23 protein-coding genes and 1 riboswitch are annotated in these 20,117 nt (G+C 72.3%); of the genes, 13 read left to right on the top strand and 10 right to left on the bottom strand.

Annotated elements, in window-relative coordinates; translation table 11 throughout:
- The first annotated feature begins 64 nt into the window (after window positions 1–64).
- Window positions 65–307, top strand: a complete 243-nt coding sequence (locus ACWD4O_RS27550; protein ID WP_451283761.1) for a toxin-antitoxin system HicB family antitoxin — start codon at window positions 65–67, stop codon at window positions 305–307.
- 4 nt (window positions 308–311) lie between these two features.
- Complete coding sequence (locus ACWD4O_RS27545; protein ID WP_451283759.1) at window positions 312–686, top strand: fic family toxin-antitoxin system, toxin component; 375 nt, start codon at window positions 312–314, stop codon at window positions 684–686.
- Between the two features lie 21 nt (window positions 687–707).
- Here the strand turns inward: ACWD4O_RS27545 and ACWD4O_RS27540 are convergent, their stop codons facing one another.
- Window positions 708–1,403 (bottom strand): class I SAM-dependent methyltransferase, encoded by a 696-nt coding sequence (locus tag ACWD4O_RS27540; RefSeq protein ID WP_451283757.1) that lies wholly within the window; start codon window positions 1,401–1,403, stop codon window positions 708–710.
- Between the two features lie 117 nt (window positions 1,404–1,520).
- The gene (locus tag ACWD4O_RS27535; protein ID WP_451283755.1) at window positions 1,521–2,207 is read right to left on the bottom strand and encodes an esterase/lipase family protein; all 687 of its coding nucleotides are present in this window, start codon (window positions 2,205–2,207) and stop codon (window positions 1,521–1,523) included.
- 216 nt (window positions 2,208–2,423) lie between these two features.
- Between ACWD4O_RS27535 and ACWD4O_RS27530 the strand changes: the two genes are divergently transcribed.
- A complete protein-coding gene (locus tag ACWD4O_RS27530) occupies window positions 2,424–4,562 on the top strand; it encodes a LuxR C-terminal-related transcriptional regulator (RefSeq protein ID WP_451283753.1) in 2,139 nt (712 codons plus the stop codon).
- Window positions 4,563–4,681: 119 nt separating this feature from the next.
- Here ACWD4O_RS27530 and bioD read toward each other — a convergent pair whose 3' ends face one another.
- From bioD to bioB, 3 genes are read right to left on the bottom strand one after another with little or no spacing between them, the layout of a single operon-like run.
- Window positions 4,682–5,398, bottom strand: coding sequence for a dethiobiotin synthase (gene bioD, locus ACWD4O_RS27525; RefSeq protein ID WP_451283945.1), 717 nt, complete (start codon window positions 5,396–5,398; stop codon window positions 4,682–4,684).
- Window positions 5,399–5,400: 2 nt separating this feature from the next.
- Complete coding sequence (locus ACWD4O_RS27520; protein ID WP_451283751.1) at window positions 5,401–6,690, bottom strand: adenosylmethionine--8-amino-7-oxononanoate transaminase; 1,290 nt, start codon at window positions 6,688–6,690, stop codon at window positions 5,401–5,403.
- Complete coding sequence (bioB, locus tag ACWD4O_RS27515; RefSeq protein ID WP_451283749.1) at window positions 6,683–7,903, bottom strand: biotin synthase BioB; 1,221 nt, start codon at window positions 7,901–7,903, stop codon at window positions 6,683–6,685. Before bioB ends, ACWD4O_RS27520 begins: the two co-directional genes overlap by 8 nt.
- Window positions 7,904–8,051: 148 nt before the next feature.
- On the opposite strand from bioB, the gene ACWD4O_RS27510 reads away from it, so the two are divergent.
- On the top strand, window positions 8,052–9,179 hold the full coding sequence (locus tag ACWD4O_RS27510) for an 8-amino-7-oxononanoate synthase (RefSeq protein WP_451283747.1): 1,128 nt from the start codon (window positions 8,052–8,054) through the stop codon (window positions 9,177–9,179).
- An 80-nt stretch (window positions 9,180–9,259) separates the two neighbouring features.
- On the opposite strand, the gene ACWD4O_RS27505 is transcribed toward ACWD4O_RS27510, so the two are convergent.
- Both ACWD4O_RS27505 and ACWD4O_RS27500 read right to left on the bottom strand, forming a co-directional pair.
- Window positions 9,260–9,493, bottom strand: a complete 234-nt coding sequence (locus tag ACWD4O_RS27505; RefSeq protein WP_451283745.1) for a DUF397 domain-containing protein — start codon at window positions 9,491–9,493, stop codon at window positions 9,260–9,262.
- 9 nt (window positions 9,494–9,502) lie between these two features.
- The gene (locus tag ACWD4O_RS27500) at window positions 9,503–10,363 is read right to left on the bottom strand and encodes a helix-turn-helix domain-containing protein (RefSeq protein WP_450949372.1); all 861 of its coding nucleotides are present in this window, start codon (window positions 10,361–10,363) and stop codon (window positions 9,503–9,505) included.
- A 213-nt stretch (window positions 10,364–10,576) separates the two neighbouring features.
- Between ACWD4O_RS27500 and ACWD4O_RS27495 the strand changes: the two genes are divergently transcribed.
- On the top strand, window positions 10,577–11,059 hold the full coding sequence (locus tag ACWD4O_RS27495; protein WP_451283743.1) for an ATP-binding protein: 483 nt from the start codon (window positions 10,577–10,579) through the stop codon (window positions 11,057–11,059).
- A gap of 82 nt (window positions 11,060–11,141) precedes the next feature.
- Here the strand turns inward: ACWD4O_RS27495 and ACWD4O_RS27490 are convergent, their stop codons facing one another.
- From ACWD4O_RS27490 to ACWD4O_RS27480, 3 genes are all read right to left on the bottom strand, one after another.
- Window positions 11,142–11,615, bottom strand: a complete 474-nt coding sequence (locus ACWD4O_RS27490) for a C40 family peptidase (RefSeq protein ID WP_451283741.1) — start codon at window positions 11,613–11,615, stop codon at window positions 11,142–11,144.
- Window positions 11,616–11,618: 3 nt separating this feature from the next.
- Window positions 11,619–11,789, bottom strand: a riboswitch (cyclic di-AMP (ydaO/yuaA leader).
- A gap of 404 nt (window positions 11,790–12,193) precedes the next feature.
- Window positions 12,194–12,499 carry a hypothetical protein gene (locus ACWD4O_RS27485; protein WP_358808346.1) on the bottom strand — a complete coding sequence of 102 codons (306 nt, stop codon included), beginning with the start codon at window positions 12,497–12,499 and terminating at the stop codon, window positions 12,194–12,196.
- A gap of 7 nt (window positions 12,500–12,506) precedes the next feature.
- Complete coding sequence (locus ACWD4O_RS27480; RefSeq protein ID WP_451283739.1) at window positions 12,507–13,142, bottom strand: ATP-dependent Clp protease proteolytic subunit; 636 nt, start codon at window positions 13,140–13,142, stop codon at window positions 12,507–12,509.
- Between the two features lie 116 nt (window positions 13,143–13,258).
- Here ACWD4O_RS27480 and ACWD4O_RS27475 point away from each other — a divergent pair, with 116 nt between their 5' ends.
- From ACWD4O_RS27475 to ACWD4O_RS27440, 8 genes are all read left to right on the top strand, one after another.
- Entirely contained in the window at window positions 13,259–13,537 is a 279-nt protein-coding gene (locus tag ACWD4O_RS27475) for a type II toxin-antitoxin system Phd/YefM family antitoxin (protein ID WP_451283737.1), read from the top strand.
- A 227-nt stretch (window positions 13,538–13,764) separates the two neighbouring features.
- Window positions 13,765–14,067, top strand: a complete 303-nt coding sequence (locus tag ACWD4O_RS27470; RefSeq protein ID WP_168506700.1) for an urease subunit gamma — start codon at window positions 13,765–13,767, stop codon at window positions 14,065–14,067.
- A 10-nt stretch (window positions 14,068–14,077) separates the two neighbouring features.
- On the top strand, window positions 14,078–14,389 hold the full coding sequence (locus ACWD4O_RS27465; RefSeq protein WP_358808349.1) for an urease subunit beta: 312 nt from the start codon (window positions 14,078–14,080) through the stop codon (window positions 14,387–14,389).
- Window positions 14,382–16,103, top strand: coding sequence for an urease subunit alpha (locus ACWD4O_RS27460; RefSeq protein WP_351910561.1), 1,722 nt, complete (start codon window positions 14,382–14,384; stop codon window positions 16,101–16,103). Before ACWD4O_RS27465 ends, ACWD4O_RS27460 begins: the two co-directional genes overlap by 8 nt.
- A 10-nt stretch (window positions 16,104–16,113) precedes the next feature.
- Entirely contained in the window at window positions 16,114–16,788 is a 675-nt protein-coding gene (locus tag ACWD4O_RS27455) for an urease accessory protein UreF (RefSeq protein ID WP_451283734.1), read from the top strand.
- A gap of 127 nt (window positions 16,789–16,915) precedes the next feature.
- Complete coding sequence (ureG, locus tag ACWD4O_RS27450) at window positions 16,916–17,593, top strand: urease accessory protein UreG (protein WP_451283733.1); 678 nt, start codon at window positions 16,916–16,918, stop codon at window positions 17,591–17,593.
- 1 nt (window position 17,594) lies between these two features.
- Window positions 17,595–18,353, top strand: a complete 759-nt coding sequence (locus tag ACWD4O_RS27445) for an urease accessory protein UreD (protein WP_451283731.1) — start codon at window positions 17,595–17,597, stop codon at window positions 18,351–18,353.
- A gap of 129 nt (window positions 18,354–18,482) precedes the next feature.
- Window positions 18,483–20,084: an alpha/beta hydrolase gene (locus ACWD4O_RS27440; protein WP_451283729.1), complete on the top strand. Its 1,602-nt coding sequence runs from the start codon at window positions 18,483–18,485 to the stop codon at window positions 20,082–20,084.
- Window positions 20,085–20,117 lie beyond the last annotated feature (33 nt).

Raw genomic sequence — 20,117 nt, 5'->3', positions numbered from 1 at the left:
GGTATCACTTTTCGATTGCGGCGCGCCCTTGCCGCTGCTAGCACCTCGGCGCTAGCGTCGAGGTATGGCGAAGACCCAGCTGAACGTACGCGTCGACGAGGGCACGGCCCAGGTCGCCCGCGAGCGCGCCACGGCCCGTGGCATGAGCGTCAACCGCTATATAGAAGAACTGGTCAGACAGGACGCCGGGGAAATCGGACACACGTTCGTCGAGGCGGCCAGTGACTTCATGAATCAGTACGAGACGGTCTTCGTCGAGGAGTTCGGCGCGGAGCGCGAGGGCAGCATGCGCGAAGGTCGCCGCTGATCCCTTGAGCGACCTTCGTATCGACCTCGCCTGGCTTCTCATGCTGGCCGAACAGAACACACCCGGAGACCCTCAGGTCACCGACTGGGGAGCGCTGGTCGCGGCGGTGGCACGCCACCAGGCCGAGATATTCGACGTCCCCGTATACGACGACCCGCAGGCCCGCGCCGCCTCACTGCTCCAACTGCTCATCCATGTCCCGGCGTTGGAGCGCTCCAACGCCCTGTTCGCCTGCGCTGTCGCGTACGCCTATCTCGTCGCCAGCGGCCTGAAGATCAGCACCTCGCCCGAACAGGTCCGTGACCTGGCCCGGCTGGTGAAGACCGGGGAGGCGTCGGTGGCCGACATCGCGCGCGAACTGCGCCGGTGGAGCGCGTGAGCCGCGTCCGGCCGTGAGCCCTCAGCGGGCTGCCTCGGACGGCCGTCGGGCGGTCCCCGTCACACAGTAGGAGAACGGCAGCCGCGGCCCGTTCTCCGGCAGCAGCATCCGCCGGTACGGGCCCGGTTCGAACCCGGCCTCGCGCAGCGCGCCGACCGCGTCCCGGCCGAGCCGGCAGCCGCCCGCCAGGTACGGCCACACCGTGCGGTCCAGCGCACGCTGGGTGAACCGCATCGCCCGCCCGCCGCCCGGGCCGTGTTCGAGGAACCGCACCTCGCCCCCGGGCCGCAGCACCCGCCGCAGCTCGGCCAGCGCCCGCGGCACGTCCCGCACGCTGCACAGCACCAGACAGACCACCGCGGCGTCGAACGCCTCGCTCTTGACCGGCAGCGCCTCCGCCACGCCCGGCACGACGTCGACGGGCACCTCGGCGTGCAGGGCCGCCTCCAGCGCCGACTGCCGCAGCAGGCGCTCCGGTTCGATCGCGACGACCTCCGAGACGGCGGCCGGGTAGTGCGCGAAGTTCAGTCCGTTGCCCGCGCCGATCTCGATGACCCGCCCGGAGAGCCCGGCGAGCAGCCGGTCCCGCACCCCGGAGAGTCCCGCCCGGGTCTCCGCGGCCGCACCGAGCCGGGCGTAGCAACGGGCGAAGAGGGGATGGTGGACAAGGTCACCGGGCGTTTTGCCGAACCCGGAGCCGGTGGAGCGTAGCGGCATGGCGACCTCCCGAGCGGAACGGGCCTACCGGGATTCTCCCCCGCGCAGGCCCGTCGCACCCTCCGTCGCACACTCCTCCGCCCGGGCGGGTCCCGCGGGACCCGCCCCGGCCGCGCCTCACTGGATGAAGTCGCGCACCTGCTCGTAGACGCCGTGGTCGTTGTTCATGTCGTTGTGCGAGATGCACCCGACACCGACGTTCGTGGCCCCGCTCAGCAGTGCCGAGGAGTCCGGATCGATGGCCGCGTCGCAGTTCGACCAGTAGGTCGCGTAGTTCACGCTGCCGGGCGTCTCGTCACCGGAGTTGAGCGAGGTGAGGAACGAGCTTCCGGTGACCATCTCGGCGCAGGAGGTGTACAGCCAACTGCACCAAGAGGCCACCGACGTCCCGTGGTTGGTGCCCGCGACGGAGACGAAGTCGTCCACGTAGGCGGTCCCGCCGAGGTTCTTGAGGTAGTAGCGGGAGCTGAGCGCCCCCATGGAGTGGACGACCACGTCGACCTTGCTCGCGCCGGTTCTCGCCAGCACGTTCTTGATCTCGGTGTTCAGCTGGGCGGCGGTGGTGGCGTTGGACTGGGACCAGCTGTACGTCCACGCGTCCAGCTCGGCGGCCGTGTAGCCGTCGGCCTTGAAGTCGGCGACCCAGTCGTCCCAGCTGCTGGAGGAGCTGCTGAGACCGTGTACGAAGACGATCGGGTCGTGCGTCGCGGCTCGGGCTGTGGGGGCCGAGAACGACAGTGACAGAAGGAGCGAAGAGGCCACGGCCGAGACAGCCGCGGCGATGCGACGCTTGGAGCGCTGCATGATGCCTCCTGAAACGTATGGGGTTGCCAGGAGTGTCCGGCGGGTCTACGCGCGCCGCATCGGTGAAATCGCCGGTCTTTACGGCTCAATTAACTCGCCAGTAACGTCAGTCGTGTGGTGACACCGGTGAACCCCCCACGTCTTGACCGCACTTCGCCACCGAGGCCCCCGGACGCGTTCCGGCGCCCGGTCGCCGCGCTGCCCGAAGGCGTCCGCGTGCGCGTGCTGCGCCTTGTGCACGGCGACCCGCGCGCCGCCGTCGAACTCGCGGCGCGACTGACCGACCGTCAGACGGTCGGCCTCGACCCGCTGCCGGCCGAACCCGTCGACCTTGCCCCCGAGATCCTGCGCGCCCACCGCCGGGAGGTCCGGGCCCTGCCCGACGACACCCGGCTGCTGCTTCTGCTGGCGGCCGCCGACCAGTACCCGGTGGCCACCCACGCCTTCCTGCGGGCCGTCGCCGCCGCCCGTCTCGACACCCGTCCCCTGGAGGCGGCCGAGGCGGTGGGCATCGCGTACGCCACGGCCGGCGGGGTCGGCTTCCGGGACGCCTGGACCCGGATCGCCGCCTACGAGACGGCCGTCCCCGCCGACCGGCGCGACGCGCACCGGCTGCTCGCCCGCGTCCTGAACGGCCCGGCGGAGACCCCCCGGCGGGCCTGGCACCGCAGTGCGGGCGCGCTCGGCCCCAGCGGGCGGCTCGCCGCGGAGTTGACGACGGCCGCCGCCCAGGCCCGCGCCGCCGACGACCCGGCGCTGTCCGGCGCCCTCGCCGAACGGGCCGCCCAGCTCTGCACGGACCCCCGCGAACAGTCCCGCCGCCACGCCGAGGCGGCGGCCGACGCCTGGCACTCCGGCGACGGCGACCGGTCCCGCGCCCTGGCCGCCCGCACCGACGCCGACGCCCTCACCGGCGTTCTCGCCCTGCGGACCGGGCACGCGGGGGAGGCGTTCGACGCGCTGCTGGCAGGGGCGACACGGGCGGCACAGGAGCAGGACACGGTCGGCGCCGATGCCGCCGCCGCCCGGGTCCTGGCCCGGGCGGCCGAACCCGCGGCCCCCGTCGGCCACCTCCTCGCCCGGGCCGCGGAAGCCGCCGTCTACACCGGTGACCTGCGTCGATGTCGTGAGGCGGCGGTTCTCGCCCGGCAGTCGGGCATCGACCCGCCGGGTGTGCTGGGCGCGATGGCGGCGGCCGTCGACGGGCGGTACGAGGACGCGCGCGACCTGCTGGAGGCGACCGCCGGGCGGTGCGGACCGGGCGGCGACCCCACCCTCCTCGTGCACGCGGGCATCGCCGCCCTCATGCTCGGCGACCACACCCGCGCCGCCACCGCCACCGTCCGCGCGGCCGCAGCCGCCCGCGCCCGGGGCGTCGTCCCCGCCGTGTCCCAGGCCCTGGAGTTCCGGGCCTACGCCGACTTCTGGACCGGTCGCCCGCGCGCCGCCGAGGCGGCCGCGCTGGACGCCCTGCGCCAGGCGTACGCCACCGGACAGGACAACGGGGCCTGCCATCTGCAGGCGGCCCTGGCGATGTTCGCCGCGCTCACCGGCGAGGCCGAGCTGTGCCGGGAGCGGGCCGCGGCCGCCCGCTCGTACGCCGTCGCCCACGGCCTGGGGCTGCCCGCCGCGCTGGCGCAGTGGGCGCTGGCCTTCCTCGACCTGGGCTTCGGCCGCTACGACGCCGCCGCGACCCGGCTCCGCGCGCTGGCCAACTCAGGCCCCGGCCACGGCCACCGGGCCATCCGCCATCTGGCCACCCCGCACTACGTCGAGGCCGCCGCCCGCACCGGCGACACCCGCATCGCCCGCGCCGCGCACTCCGACTACGACCGCTGGGCCCGCGCCGTCGACAGCCCCGACGACCTGGCCCTCAGCGCCCGCTGCCGAGCCCTGCTCACCCCGGGCGAGGACTCCCTCGCGCACTACCGCACGGCCCTCGACCTGCACGCCGACGGCACACGTGTCTTCGAACGCGCCCGCACGGAACTGCTGTTCGGCAGTGCGCTGCGCAGACTGCGCCGGCGCACGGAGGCCCGCGACCGGCTGCACAGCGCCCTGGAGGCGTTCGAGTCCTTCGACGCCCCGCACTGCGTCGAGGGCGCCCGCGCCGAACTCCGCGCGCTCGGCGCCCCCGCCGCCTCCACCCGCGCCGGCGAACGCCCGACGACCCATCTGACCGCCCAGCAGCTCCTGGTCGCGCGCCTCGCCGCCGACGGCGCCACGAACCGCGAGATCGCCGCCCGCCTGGCCCTCAGCCCCCGCACCATCGACCACCACCTACGGGGCGTCTTCACCCGCCTGGGCATCCGCTCCCGCATCGAACTCGTACGCCTGCTGGCCGAGGGCGACTGAGCGCTCCGCATGCGGCTCCGCCGTGGGGCCGCGATGTGCCGTCGTTCAGCTGCGGCACCATCGTGGCTGGTCGCGCAGTTCCCCGCGCCCCTTTGGGGCGCTGCCGACTTGGCCCGGCCCTAACGCGTCGCCCTCGTGCGGAACGCCTCCGCCTCCCATGTTCCGTCCAGCCGCGGCGCCAGCCAACTCGGGGCCGCGGTGCGGAAGTCGGCGGGCGGGAGGGCGCCGACCCCCATGGGCAGCGCCCCCAGCAGCGGCGCTCCGGCCACCTCCGGCAGGTCCGCGACATTGCAACGGGACGCCAGGTCGGGGGAGTCGGGCCAGCCGCCGATGACCACACCGAACAACTCCACGCCCCGCGACCGCAGTTCACGGGCCGTCAGTTCCGTCGTGTTCAGCGTGCCCAGCCCCGCCGAGGCCACGAGCAGCACCGGCGCCCGCAGCGCCTGCGCCGCGTCGGCCAGCGTCCCGCCCGTCTCGTCGAACCGCACGAGCAGCCCGCCCGCGCCCTCGACGAGCACCAGGTCGTGCTCCGCGGCCAGCTTCTGGGCCGCCTCCGCCACCTCGTACGGACGCACCGGCGCCAGGCCCGCCCGCCGGGCCGCCGTCGCCGGAGCCAACGGCTCGGGATAGCGGGCGAGTTCGGCCGTGGTGAGCGCGCCCGCGAGCCGCGCGACCTCCTCGACGTCCCCGGGCTCGTCCGGCCGTACGCCGGTCTGCGCGGGCTTCAGCACCGCCACCGACCGGCCCGCCGCCAGCGCCGACGCGGCGACCGCGGCCGTCACGACCGTCTTGCCGACCTCCGTGCCCGTCCCCGTGATCACCAGGATCGGCATGCTCATCCCTCCCGCGCCGCGGCGCACACCGCGCGCGCGATCCGTGCCACATCCGCGTCACCGGTGACGTACGGCGGCATCGTGTATACGAGATCGCGGAACGGCCGCAGCCAGACGCCCTCGCGCACGGCGGCCTCCGTGGCCGCCCTCATGTCCACCTCATGGTCGAGCTGGACGACCCCGATCGCGCCCAGGACCCGGACGTCCCGCACCCCGGGGACCTCCAGGGCGGACGCCAGTCCGTCCCGCAGGCCCGCCTCGATCCGCTTGACCTCCGCGAGCCAGTCCTGCCCGAGCAGCAGCTCGATCGACGCGCAGGCGACGGCCGCGGCGAGCGGGTTGCCCATGAACGTCGGGCCGTGCGCCAGCACCGGCACCTCGCCCCGCGAGATCCCGTCGGCCACCCGGGACGTGCACAGGGCCGCCGCCATGGTGAGATAGCCGCCGGTCAGCGCCTTGCCGACGCACATCACGTCCGGCGTCACCGCGGCGTGCTCCGCCGCGAACAGCGCGCCCGTGCGGCCGAACCCGGTCGCGATCTCGTCGAACACCAGCAGCACGTCGTGCGCGTCGCACGCCTCGCGCAGCACCCGCAGATAGGCGGGGGAGTGGAACCGCATCCCGCCGGCGCCCTGCACCACCGGCTCCACGATGACCGCGGCCAGTTCGTCGGCGTGCCGCTCGATCGCCGCCCGCAGCAGGTCGGCGTACGCCTCCTCGTACTCCACCGGAGGCGGGTCCACGAAGACCTGCCGGGGCAGCACCCCGGTCCACAGGTCGTGCATCCCGCCCTCGGGGTCGCACACGGACATCGGCTGCCAGGTGTCTCCGTGGTAGCCGCCGCGCCAGGTCAGCAGCCGCTGCTTGGCCGGACGGCCCAGCGAACGCCAGTACTGCAGGCACATCTTCACCGCGACCTCGACCGACACCGACCCCGAGTCGGCCAGGAAGACATGCTCCAGACCCTCGGGCGACATGTCGACAAGGAGCTTCGCCAGCCGCACGGCGGGCTCGTGGGTGAGCCCGCCGAACATCACATGACTCATCCGGCCCAACTGCTCGCGCACGGCCTCGTCGAGCACCGGGTGGCGGTAGCCGTGGATCGCCGACCACCACGACGACATGCCGTCGACCAGCTCGCCCGAGCCGTCCGCCAACCGCAGCCGGACCCCGCTCGCCGACTCCACGACGAGCGGGTCCACCCGGCCGGGCATCGGCCCGTACGGATGCCAGACGTGCCGCCGGTCGAGCTCCAGCAGCTCGGGGACGTCGAACGAGGGCAGCTCAGGCATTGGGCGCGAGGTCGGTGCCGGCGCCCCGACGGCGTACGGCGACCAGGTCCGTACGGGGCTCGCTCGCGGCCGGCGCGGCAGCGGCCGTCCCGCAGACGCCGCCGCCCTCGTGCGAACCGCAGCCGCCCCCTTCGTGCGATCCGCACCCGGCGCCGGCGTGCGACCCGCAGCCGCCGCCCTCGTGGGACCCGCAGCCCGCGTCCGCCGCCACCCGGTGCTCCGGCAGGGTGACCTGCTCCGCGCCCTCCACCTCGAACCCGGCGTCCGCGATCATCTCCAGGTCGGCCTTGCCGGCCTGGCCCTCGGTCGTGAGGTAGTCGCCGAGGAAGATCGAGTTGGCCAGGTGCAGGGCGAGCGGCTGCATCGTGCGCAGATGGACCTCGCGGCCGCCCGCGATGCGCACCTCGACGTCCGGGCACACGAACCGCACCATCGCCAGGATCCGCAGACAGCGCTGCGGGGTGAGGTTCCACTCCTTGGCCAGCGGGGTGCCGTCGACCGGGATGAGGAAGTTGACCGGCACCGAGTCCGGGTCCAGCTCGCGCAGCGAGAAGACGACGTCCACCAGGTCCTCGTCCGACTCGCCCATGCCGGCGATCAGACCCGAGCACGCCGACAGACCGGCCGCGTGCGCCTTCTGGACCGTGTCCACCCGATCGGCGTACGTGTGGGTGGTGGTGATCTCGCCGTAGGTCGACTCGGAGGTGTTCAGGTTGTGGTTGTAGGCGTCGGCGCCCGCCTCGCGCAGCCGCTCGGCCTGTCCGTCGGAGAGCAGCCCCAGACAGGCGCACACCTCGACGCCCTCGTTCTGGTCCTTGATCGCCTTGATGGTGCCCGCGACCCGGTCCACGTCCCGGTCCGTCGGCCCGCGCCCGGACGCCACCAGACAGACCCGCTTGGCCCCGCCCGCGAGTCCCGCCGCCGCGGCCTTGGAGGCCTCGTCGGGCTTGAGCCAGGTGTACTTGAGGATCCCGGCCGTGGAGCCGAGCCGCTGGGAGCAGTAGGAGCAGTCCTCGGGGCACAGCCCCGACTTGAGGTTGACGAGGTAGTTGAGTTTCACCCGGCGCCCGAACCACTGCCGGCGCACCCTGCCGGCCGCGGCCACCACGTCCAGCACGTCGTCGTCGGAAGTGGCCAGCACGGCCAGCGCTTCCTGGCGGGTCGGCAGCTCGCGCCGAAGCCCCTTGTCCACCAGCGTGTTCAGCAGGTCCATGAGAGCCGATCCTGTCCTACGGACCTCCTCCGGGCCAAGGTAGGGATCGCACAACACACCCGCTTCGACGTGTGGGTATTGCCACACCGTGGGTGGGCGGCCGGGCCGCTAGGGTCTGTCCGCTACCTACAAAATCCCCGGAGGACCCATGGCGTTCGGCTGGATCGACGAGCAGGCGGAGCTGCGCCGCCGGGCCGGACTCGTACGGACGCTGCGGCCCCGTCCGGCCGACTCGCCGCTCCTCGATCTCGCGAGCAACGACTACCTGGGCCTGGCCCGCCATCCCGAGGTCGTAGAGGGGGCCGCGGCGGCCGCCCGGGCCTGGGGCGGCGGCTCGACCGGCTCCCGGCTCGTCACCGGCACCACGGAGCTGCACGGCGAGCTGGAGCGGGAGCTCGCGGAGCACTGCGGGTTCGAGGCGGCCCTGGTCTTCTCCTCCGGGTACGCGGCCAACCTCGCCGCGGTCACCGCGCTGGCCCCGCACGGCTCGCTCATCGTCTCCGACGCGGGCAACCACGCCTCGCTCATCGACGGCTGCCGGCTGGCCCGCGGCGCCACCCAGGTCGTCGGGCACGCCGACCCGGACGCGGTGCGCAAGGCCCTCGCCACCCACGAAGGCCCGGCCGTGGCCGTCTCCGACACCGTCTTCTCGGTCGACGGCGACGCCGCCCCGCTGGCCGCCCTCGCGGCCGTCTGCCGGGAGCACGGCGCCGGACTGGTCGTCGACGACGCCCACGGCCTCGGCGTGCTCGGGGACGGCGGACAGGGCGCTCCGTACGCGGCGGGTCTCGCGGGTGCCGACGACGTGGTCGTCACGGTCACGCTGTCCAAGTCGCTCGGCAGCCAGGGCGGCGCCGTGCTGGGTCCCGCGCGCGTGATCGACCACCTGGTGAACGCGGCCCGCACGTTCATCTTCGACACGGGTCTGGCCCCGGCGGCGGCGGGCGCGGCCCTGGCGGCGCTCCGGCTGCTGCGCAGGGAGCCGCAGCGGGCGGCGCGCGCGCGTGCGGTGGCGGCCGAGCTGCACGCGCGCCTGACGGCCGCGGGCCTGGAAGCGGTGCGTCCGGACGCCGCGGTCGTCTCCGTGCGTGCACCGTCCCCGGAGGAGGCCGTGCAGTGGGCGGCGGACTGCCGGTCGGCAGGCCTCGCCGTCGGCTGCTTCCGACCTCCCTCCGTGCCCGACGGCATCTCACGCCTCAGGCTGACCGCCCGAGCGAACCTCTCCGGGGCCGAGCTGGAACGCGCTGTACGGGTGATCGGCGAGACACGACCATGAGTCGGCGTGACACGGCCGTGGGTCGCCGCTGACCGGTGGGCCGGTCGCCGCTGACTGGTGCGCCGACTACTGCGGTGCGGTCAGCGCAACGTGGCGGTGAAACCCGTCCAGCTCTCGGGGGAGAAGAGCAGGGCGGGTCCGGCCGGGTCCTTTGAGTCGCGTACGGCGAGCAGACCGGCCAAGGGTCCTGTGGCCGGCCGGGCCGTCTCGACGCAGTTGTTCGCTCCCGTGCTGTAGCTGCTGCGCAGCCACCGCACATCCGGGAGACGGTCGGGATCGGTACTGGAAGGTACGTTCCGCGGTAGTGCGGACATGGTGCCTCCTTACGCGCCGCCTGCTATCGCGGCGATGTAATCCGATGAGTCCCCGGGCGAAAGGGCATACGCCCGAAGGGCGTTGAAGGCCTCGGTGTAGGCCTCGAGGTGTTCTTTCCGTTCGAGATAGAGGCTACTCGTCAAGTGGTCGAGAACAACCACATCCAGATCAGAAGTGCGCGAAAATGAGAAGATAACGAAAGGCCCGGTTACGCCGATATGCGCCCCGGCGGCGAACGGAAGGACCTGCAGCCGCACTTGGGGCAGTCGGGCGGCCTCCACGAGCCGACCGAGCTGCTGCGCCATCACCTCGGGCCCGCCCACCTCCCGCCGCAGCACCGCCTCGTCCAGCACCGCGCTCAGCTCCAGCGGCGGCTGCGCGCGCAGCACGTCCTGCCGGGCCAGTCGCACCTCGACCAGTGTGTCGAGCTGGTCCTCCGTGACGCCCTCCACCGCGGCCCTGGTCACCGCACGGGCGTACTCGGGCGTCTGCAGCAGCCCCGGTACCACACTCGTCTCCAGGGTGCGCATCGCGCTCGCCTGGGACTCCAGGCTGATGAAGTCCCGGTAGGTGGGCGGCAGCACCCCGCGGTAGGCGTGCCACCAGTGGTCCCGGCCGCCGCTGCCGTCGGCGCCGGCCAACGCCAGCATCAGCTCCCGCAGTTGCGGATCGGCCACCCCGTAGGCGTCGAGGAGTAACCGCACATCGGCCGGTTTTGACCCACTGGTGCCCGTCTCGATGCGGCTCACCTTGGACTGGTGCCAGCCCACGAGCCGAGCGGCCTCACCACTGGTGAGGCCCGCCTGAGCGCGCAGATTGCGCAGTTCGGCGCCCAGCTTCCGGCGGCGCACCGCGGGTCCGTGCTGCATGGGCTCCTCCTTACTCCTTACGGGCCGTCCAAATACGCTCTGCCGTCGCAGAGTTCACCGCATTGAGCGACAGATATATGCATATCTTGGTGGATCGCCACCCGTGACCGGTGCGGTAATGGCAGTCTGGCGAAGAAGCACCAGTCCGGGACCGTACTCGAACCATCCGCTCCGTGTCGGACCCCGGTCCCGTGGGAAAGGGACGACGTCGCCATGGCAGATCACCTGGAAGCATCCGTCACTCTGCCGAGCGATCCCGCCTCGGTCTCCACAGCCCGCGGTTTCGTGGCCGGCACCCTCGGAGAGTGGGGTCTGCCGGCGGACACGGAGGCGGCGGACACCATCCGGCTGATCGTCTCAGAACTCACCACCAACGCCGTACAGCACACCTTCGGGCAGTCACCCACCTTCACGGTGGACCTCGTCCTCGACCGTGACGAACACTTGCGCATCGGTGTCACCGACAGCCACCCGCGCTTCCCCAAACGACTGCCGGCCGCCGTCCAGCAGGACAACGGCCGAGGCATGGTGATCATTCGCTGGCTGACCGCGGAGTGCGGCGGCAGACTCAGAGTGCGGCCCACCCGGGAGGGCGGCAAGACGGTCACCGTCGAGCTCCCGTGGACGGCCGCGGCGACGGAACCGGTGGCCGGAGCCCTGGCGGCCCAGGCGGAGGGCGAGATCCCGGGGCGATGACGGCGCGTCAGGACGCCGGCACCGCCCCGGGAGACCCAGGGATCCGCCGGACAGTGAGACCCGGGGATCCGCCGGACAGGCCCTAGCGGACCCGGCCGTACCAGACGCTCTTGGTCCAGATCTTCTGCAGCTTCACCACGTCTCCGGTCTTCGGCGAGTGCCAGATCTTGCCGTTACCCGCGTAGATCCCGACGTGGTACACGCTCGAACCCGAGTGGAAGAAGACCAGGTCGCCTGCCTTGCGGCCCGACGCCGAGATGTGCTTGGTCTTGTTGTACTGCTGGGCCGCCGTACGCGGCAGGCTCTTGCCCGCCTTCTTGTACGAGTACAGCGTCAGCCCCGAGCAGTCGAACCTCTTCGGCCCGGTCGCGCCGTACTTGTACGGTGCACCCTTCTTGGAGGCCGCGATCTGGAGCGCCTTCGTCGCCGGTGTGGCGGCCGCGGCGTCCGAGGCGAGCCCCGGGACCACGACCGTGCCGCCCACGGCGGCGATGGCGAACGCCGAGGCCGTACCGGCCCGGGCCATGAGCGACGGGACACGATTGAGCGCAGTCATGCGCAACCCTTCGTCAGCCGCCTGTGAAGGATGACCTGTCGGATTCGGGCTGACAAAGTTGCCCGGCCGCGACTGCGGCTTCACCCCAAGGGCTGCTCGACCCGGTCATGGCGTGACCGTTCCGGCGACCCGTCGTGCTTGGGTCCTCCACTCCTGCCGATGCACTTCTGTCGACCGGGCATCCGGGCGGCGGCAGGACTCGGCGTCCGCCCGGACCGCCCCGCCGCTTGTGGCGGGGGCTTGTCGTCAGTCAGGGATCTTGGCTCACTCATGTCCGAAAATCCCAACGGAACCGGGGATTTGTGGGGTTACTCACCACTCACCCGTTCGGGTGGACACCCTGATGGCCGATCAGGTGTCAAGAATGCCAAAGGGCCCCGGACCAGCACCGGAGCCTTTTCCTCCGCCCGAAAAGAGCACTTTCGCGCAACTTCGGCGAGCGGGAAAAGAAGTGGTCGCTACGCCGAACGGAGGTAACCCGTCTGGTGCGTTTCAACTCCGGTCCGGACGTCGCGTTCGGGGCGCGCGCCGCCCGGACCGGAGCGCGGTCCGCGTCGGCCGTCGGGTCGAGGGTCGGGTCAACTGTCGGAGAGCGGAGGCACCGTGACGCGCGCCGTTCGGCGCTCCCCGTCGAGGACGCGCAGCGCCCGCGCGAGCGTCGGCGCGTGGAACTCGCTCTCGCCCCGCTGGTGCATCAGCGTCAGCGCGTCGCGCAGTGCGGTCGCCTTGGCCACCAGCGCCTGGGCCGCCCGCAGTCCGCGGTAGGTGTCCCCGTGGTGGGCGGGGTTGATCCGGCCGAGCAGGTCGACCACGTCCAGATAACCGTCGATCAACTCGGCCTCGGCGCGCGTCAGGGCGGGCAGCGGCGGCAGTTCGGGCACCATCGGCCGCTCACCTCCCGCCCTGCGTGCCGGCCGAGGCCTTGCGGCTGGCGACGATCCCGTCCACCAGGCCGTACTCCAGGGCCTCCTGGGCGGTGAGGGTCTTGTCCCGCTCGATGTCCGCGGTCACCTGCGCCGGCGTCCGCCCGGTGTGCCGTGCCAGCATCTCCTCCAGGCTCGCCCGGGTGCGGGCCAGTTCCTCCGCCTGGATCGCGATATCACTGGCCTGGCCCTCGACGGGCCCGGGCAGCGACGGCTGGCGGATCGTCATCCGCGCGCCCGGCAGCGCGAACCGCTTGCCCGGCGTGCCGGCCGCGAGCAGCACCGCGGCGGACGAGTCCGCCCGGCCCAGGCAGGTCGTCTCCACGTCGCAGGCGACGAAGCGGATCGTGTCGTAGAGGGCCGTCATCGCGCTGAACGAGCCGCCGGGGGAGTTGATGTACAGCGCGATGTCCCGGTCCGGGTCCTTGTGCTCCAGGTGCATGAACTGGGCCGTCACGTCGTTCGCCGAGATGTCGTCGATCGGCGTCCCGAGGAAGACGATCCGCTCCTCCAGCAGCTTCGAGTACGGATCCATCGTCCGGTGCCCGAAGCTCGTGCGCTCGGTGAACTCGGGCAGGACATGGCGGGCGGACGGTCGGTTCATCGTGCCCCCTCCTTCGATGTCTGACGGTGTCCGTCGGTGTGTCGTGGTGTGTGGTGGTGGTGTCCGTCGGTGTCTGTAAAAAATGTACAGGACGTACGTGACGTTAGAATGGGGTCATGGCCTACGAGATTCCGGTGACGCAAGCCAGGGCTGAGCTCGCCGACCTGATCAACCGCGTGGTGTACGGCGGTGAGCGCGTGGTCGTGACACGGCACGGCAAGCCCCTCGTCGCCCTCGTCTCCGCCTCCGACCTGGAGCGACTCGACGAACTGGACCGGCCCGCCGAGGAGCCGGTGATCAGCTCGGTCTCCGCCGTGCGCGAGGTCGCGTCCGCTCCTCGCGAACAGCAGCGGTTCGGGATCGCCGCGGAACACCGGGGCCCGAGCCCGAGGTGACACCCGAGGCGGCATCCGACGCGGCCCCGAGGCGATCTCCGGGACGGCATCCGAGGCGGCATCCGAGGCACCATCCGGGGCGGCCGCCGCGCCGTATACATCACAGCTCGGTTAACTTGCTCGAAATGCGGTCCAACTAGCCTGCCCGTCCATGCCACCAGGGGCTTTTCCCCGTGGCCGCGGCAACCGGGCCCCGCACGGTCCGGAGCGAGGATGTGAGGTGGGACGTGCAACTGACCCCGCACGAGCAGGAGAGGCTGCTGATCCACGTGGCGGCCGACGTCGCCGAGAAGCGCCGGGCCCGTGGACTCAAGCTCAACCACCCGGAGGCCGTGGCCCTCATCACGTCGCACATTCTCGAAGGCGCGCGTGACGGCCGTACGGTCGCCGAGCTGATGTCCTCCGGCCGCAAGATCCTCACCCGTGACGACGTCATGGACGGCATCCCCGAGATGATCCACGACGTGCAGGTCGAGGCCACCTTCCCGGACGGCACCAAGCTCGTCACCGTCCACGACCCGATCGTCTGAGGGGGCCGCGATGATTCCCGGAGAGATCCTGTTCGCGGACGAGCCGGTCGTCTACAACGAGGGCCGTGAGGTCACCCGGCTCACCGTGCTCAACGCCGCCGACCGGCCGGTCCAGGTCGGCTCCCACTACCACTTCGCCGAGGCCAACCCGGGCCTGGAGTTCGACCGCGCCGCCGCGCGCGGCAAACGGCTGAACGTCGCCGCCGGCACCGCCGTGCGCTTCGAGCCCGGGCTCCCCGTCGACGTCGAACTCGTCCCCCTCGCCGGCGCCCGTGTCGTGCCCGGTCTGCGTGGGGAGACCGGAGGTGCCCTCGATGCCTGAGATCTCGCGTGCCGCGTACGCCGACCTGTTCGGCCCGACGACCGGCGACCGCATCCGGCTCGCCGACACCGACCTGCTGATCGAGATCGAGGAGGACCGCTGCGGCGGCCCCGGTCTCGCCGGCGAGGAGGCGGTCTTCGGCGGCGGCAAGGTCATCCGTGAGTCGATGGGACAGTCCCGCGCTACGCGCGCAGACGGCACGCCCGACACCGTCATCACGGGCGCGGTCGTCGTCGACCACTGGGGTGTCGTGAAGGCCGACGTCGGCATCCGCGACGGGCGGATCACCGGCATCGGCAAGGCGGGCAACCCCGACACGATGGACGGCGTCCACCCGGACCTGGTGATCGGCCCGGAGACCGAGATCATCGCCGGCAACGGGCGGATCCTGACGGCCGGCGCGGTCGACGCGCACGTCCACTTCATCTGCCCCCAGATCGCCGACGAGGCGCTCTCCGCGGGCGTCACGACGCTGGTCGGCGGCGGCACCGGGCCCGCCGAGGGCTCGAAGGCGACCACCGTGACGCCCGGCCCGTGGCACCTCGCCCGGATGCTGGAGGCGATGGAGCAGTACCCGCTGAACATCGGCTTCCTCGGCAAGGGCAACACCGTCTCGCACGAGGCGATGCTGTCGCAGATCCGGGGCGGGGCGCTGGGCCTGAAGCTGCACGAGGACTGGGGCTCGACCCCGGCCGTCATCGACGCCTCGCTGACCGTCGCCGACCGGACGGGCGTCCAGGTCGCCATCCACACGGACACCCTCAACGAGGCCGGGTTCGTGGGCGACACACTCGGCGCGATCGCCGGACGCGGCATCCACGCGTACCACACCGAGGGCGCGGGCGGCGGACACGCGCCGGACATCATGACCGTCGTCTCGGAGCCGCATGTGCTGCCGAGCTCGACCAACCCGACGCGGCCGTACACGGTGAACACCGCCGAGGAACACCTCGACATGCTGATGGTGTGCCACCACCTCAACCCGGCGGTCCCGGAGGACCTCGCCTTCGCCGAGTCGCGGATCCGCCCCTCGACGATCGGGGCGGAGGACATACTGCACGACCTCGGCGCGATCTCGATCATCTCCTCCGACGCCCAGGCCATGGGCCGGGTCGGCGAGGTCATCCTGCGGACCTGGCAGACCGCGCACGTGATGAAGCGGCGCAGGGGCGCGCTGCCGGGCGACGGCCGGGCGGACAACCACCGCGTACGCCGCTACATCGCCAAGTACACGATCAACCCGGCGCTCGCACAGGGGCTGGCCCGCGAGATCGGCTCGATCGAGGGCGGCAAGCTCGCCGACCTGGTGCTGTGGGAGCCGGCGTTCTTCGGCGTCAAGCCGCACCTCGTCATCAAGGGCGGACAGATCGCCTACGCGCAGATGGGCGACGCCAACGCGTCGATCCCGACCCCGCAGCCGATCCTGCCGCGCCCGATGTTCGGCGCGATCGGCCGCGCCCCGGCCGCCAACTCGTTCAACTTCGTGGCGCCGCTGGCGATCGAGGACGGGCTGCCGGAGCGGCTGCAGCTGGGCAAGAGGTTCGTCGCCATCGAGTCCACGCGCGCGGTGACCAAGGCGGACATGCGGGAGAACGACGCCCGGCCGCGCGTCCAGGTCGACCCCGACAGCTTCGCCGTGCACATCGACGGCGAACTGGTCGAGGCGACTCCGGCGGCCGAACTCCCCATGGCCCAGCGTTACTTCCTGTTCTGAGGAGTCGGCGATGACACGGGCGGCACTGCTCGTCCTGGCCGACGGCCGCTTCCCCGCCGGAGGGCATGCGCACTCCGGCGGGGCGGAGGCGGCGGTGAAGGCGGGCCGGATCACCGGCGCGGTCGACCTGGAGGCCTTCTGCCGGGGGCGGCTGCACACGGCCGGACTGGTGGCGGCGGCGCTGGCCGCGGCGGCGGCCGCCGGGGCGGACCCGGCGGAGCTGGACGCGGCGGCGGACGCCCGCACCCCGTCCCCGGCGCTGCGGACGGCCGCACGGAAACTGGGCCGCCAGCTGATGCGGGCCGCCCGGGCGACCTGGCCGAGCGCCGAACTCGACGCCGTGGCCCGGGAGTTCCCCAAAGGGGCGCATCAGCCGGTGGTGTTGGGGCTGACGGCGCGGGCGGCCGGCCTCGGCGCTGTGGACGCGGCGTACTGCGCGGTCTACGAGAGCGTGAGCGGACCGGCGACGGCCGTGGTGCGGTTGCTGAGCCTCGATCCGTTCGAGGCGACGGCCGTTCTGGCGCGGCTGGCACCGGAGTTGGATCAGGTGGTCGACCGGGCGGTGTCCGCGGGGGCGGCCGTCCCGGTCGCGGGGGTCGACGTGCTGCCTTCGGCGTCGGCGCCGCTGCTGGAGATCGGGGCGGAGGTGCATGCGGCTTGGCCGGTGCGGTTGTTCGCCTCCTAGGTTTTTCGCCCCCGCCGCCCCTTCCCAATCCCGACCCTGGGGGCTCTGCCCCCGGACCCCCGTTCGGCCCTTAAAGGGCCTCGTCCTCAAACGCCGGACGGGCTGAAAAGAAGAGTTAGGAGCCGTTATGCATCTTGACCACTCCCCCCACGGTCCCGCCGCCGTCAGTGCCGACGCTCGCCGGCCCGACGGGTCGCGCCGTGCCCTGCGGATCGGGCTCGGTGGGCCCGTCGGGTCCGGGAAGACGGCCACCGTGGCCGCGCTCTGCCGGGCGCTGCGCGACGAGCTGTCGCTCGCCGTCGTCACCAACGACATCTACACCCGCGAGGACGCCGAATTCCTGCTCCGTGAAGCCGTGCTGCCGCCCGAGCGGATCACGGCCGTCGAGACGGGCGCCTGCCCGCACACCGCGATCCGGGACGACATCTCCGCGAACCTCGAAGCGGTGGAGGACCTGGAGGACGAGGTCGGGCCGCTGGACCTGATCCTCGTCGAGTCCGGCGGGGACAACCTCACCGCCACCTTCTCCAAGGGGCTCGTCGACGCACAGATCTTCGTGATCGACGTCGCCGGCGGGGACGACATCCCGCGCAAGGGCGGGCCCGGGGTCACCACCGCCGATCTGCTCGTCGTCAACAAGACCGACCTCGCGCCGTACGTCGGCTCCGACCTCGCCCGGATGGCCGCCGACGCCAAGGCCCAGCGTGCCGAACTGCCCGTCGTCTTCCAGTCGTTGAGGAGTGAGGGCGGGGTCGCGGACGTCGCCGCGTGGGTGCGGGCGCAGTTCGCCGGCTGGACGGCGTGACATGAGCGGTGTGCACGCCACCGCGCGGATCGGGGCGAGGCGCGACGGGCGTGGGGGGACCGCCCTCCCGGTGCTCGAGAGCGACGGGCCGCTCGCGCTGCGGCGCACCCGGGGAACGGGCGACGAGGCACGGGTCATGCTCGTCGGGGCGATGAGCGGACCCCTCGGCGGTGACCGGTTCGCCGTCGAGGCGGACGTCGGGAGCGGCGCCCGGCTGCGGGTGGGCTCGGCCGCCGCCACCATCGCGCTCCCCGGTCAGGTGAAGGAGGAGGCCCACTACGACGTACGCCTCACCGTCGCCGACGGCGGCGAACTGCACTGGCTGCCCGAGCCGTTGATCTCGGCGCAGGGCAGCGACCTGTTCCTCACCACCCGGGCCGACCTGGCCGCCGGCGCCCGGCTGGTGCTGCGCGAGGAGCAGGTCCTCGGGCGGGTCGGGGAGGAGCCCGGCAGGCTCACCGGCCGGCTGGTCGTGCGGGTCGCCGGGCGGGTCGTGCTCGACCAGGAACTGGCCTGCGGACCGGGCGCGCCCGGCGGCTGGGACGGGCCGGCGGTGCTCGCGGGACACCGTGCCGTGGGACAAGTCGTCGTCGTGCGGCCGGAGTTCGCCGAACAGCCGGTGACCGCCCAGGTCTTCGGGGAGCACGCCTGCGTCATGCCGTTGGCCGGGCCCGCCGCCCTCGTCACGGCCGTCGCGGCCGACGGGCTGCGGTTGCGGCGCGTACTGGACGAAACGCTCATCGCGCTCGATATCCGGTGAGCGGTATCCCTCTCTCCGGTTATCGGATTGGCAAAGAAGGTCAACGACACCTGTTCTCAGGCGGCTCACAGCCGAAAGGATCCCCCTGCTGACATGACCAGGCAGTAACCAGGCAGGGGGAGGGCCCACTTGAGGGACATACGACCGAACAAGCGCACCGCCGCGCTCGGCTCGGCAGGCGTACTCGTCACCGCCGCGCTGATCGCCGGCGCCGTCGCGGCGCCCACGGCGAGCGCGACCAGCAGCCGTTCGGGGCAGGACCGCGAGGCCCGGGGCGCCGCCGTCGCCGCCGAGCGCGCCGCGAAGGCGGGCATCGACTGGCAGGACTGCCCGGCCGACTGGGGCCTGGAGAAGCCGATCCAGTGCGGCTGGGTCACCGTCCCGCTCGACTACGCCAAGCCCAACGGCAGGCAGATCAAGCTCGCCGTCGACCGCATCGGCAACACGGGCACGCCCGCGGAGCGCCAGGGCGCGCTCGTCTACAACCCCGGCGGCCCCGGCGGCTCCGGACTGCGCTTCCCGCGCCGGGTCGTCACCAAGGCCCCCGTCTGGGCCAACGTGGCCAAGGCCTACGACTTCGTGGGCTTCGACCCGCGCGGTGTCGGCCACTCCGCGCCCATCTCCTGCGCCGACCCGCAGGAGTTCGTCAAGGCGCCCAAGGCCGACCCCGTCCCGGACAGCGAGGCCGACAAGCTCGCCCAGCGCAAGCTGGCTCGTGAGTACGCCGAAGGGTGCGCCGAGCGCACCGGCAAGGCCGTGCTCGCGCAGATGACCACGCCGAACACCGTCCGCGACCTGGACGTCATCCGCGCCGCCCTCGGCGAGAAGAAGCTCAACTTCCTGGGCGTCTCCTACGGCACCTACATCGGTGCCGTCTACGGCACCATGTTCCCGGGCCACCTGCGTCGCATGATCGTCGACAGCGTGGTCAACCCCTCTCGCGAGAAGATCTGGTACGAGGCCAACCTCGACCAGGACATCGCCTTCGAGGGCCGCTGGAAGGACTGGCAGGACTGGATCGCCGCCAACGACGCGACCTTCCACCTCGGCACGACCCGCGCCGCCGTCCAGGCCAAGTGGCTCGAACTGCGCGCCACCGCCAAGAAGAGCCCCATCGGCGGGGTCGTCGGCCCGGCCGAGCTGATCGGCTTCTTCCAGAGCGCCCCGTACTACGACTCCTCGTGGATCCCGGTCGCCACCGTCTTCAGCCGGTACTTCGCCGGGGACACCCAGGCCCTCGTCGACGCGGCCGCCCCCGACCTGAGCGACACGGCCGGCAACATCGCCTCGGAGAACGGCAACGCCGTCTACACGGCCGTCGAGTGCACCGACGCCAAGTGGCCCACCAGCTGGAAGAAGTGGGACCGGGACAACACCGCGCTCCACAAGAACTACCCGTTCATGACCTGGGCCAACGCCTGGCTCAACCTGCCCTGCGCCACCTGGCCGGTCCAGCAGCGGACCCCGGTGAACGTCAAGACGGCCAAGGGCCTGCCGCCGGTGCTGATCGTGCAGTCCGAGCGGGACGCGGCCACCCCCTACGAGGGCGCCGTCGAACTGCACCAGCGCTTCAAGGGCTCCCGCCTGATCACCGAGAAGGACGCCGGCTCGCACGGTGTGACCAGCCTGGTCAACACCTGCATCAACACCCGGGTGGACGCCTATCTCCTCACCGGCGAGCTGGACGCCAAGGACGTGACCTGCGCACCGCACGCCACGCCGAAGCCGTGAGCGGCGCCTGACGCGAGGGGCGGCCGGAGTGAC

It is taken from the genome of Streptomyces sp. NPDC002623, assembly GCF_053592635.1.
Note: the sequence above shows the minus strand (reverse complement) of the source record. Positions and strands in the feature narration are given on the sequence as shown.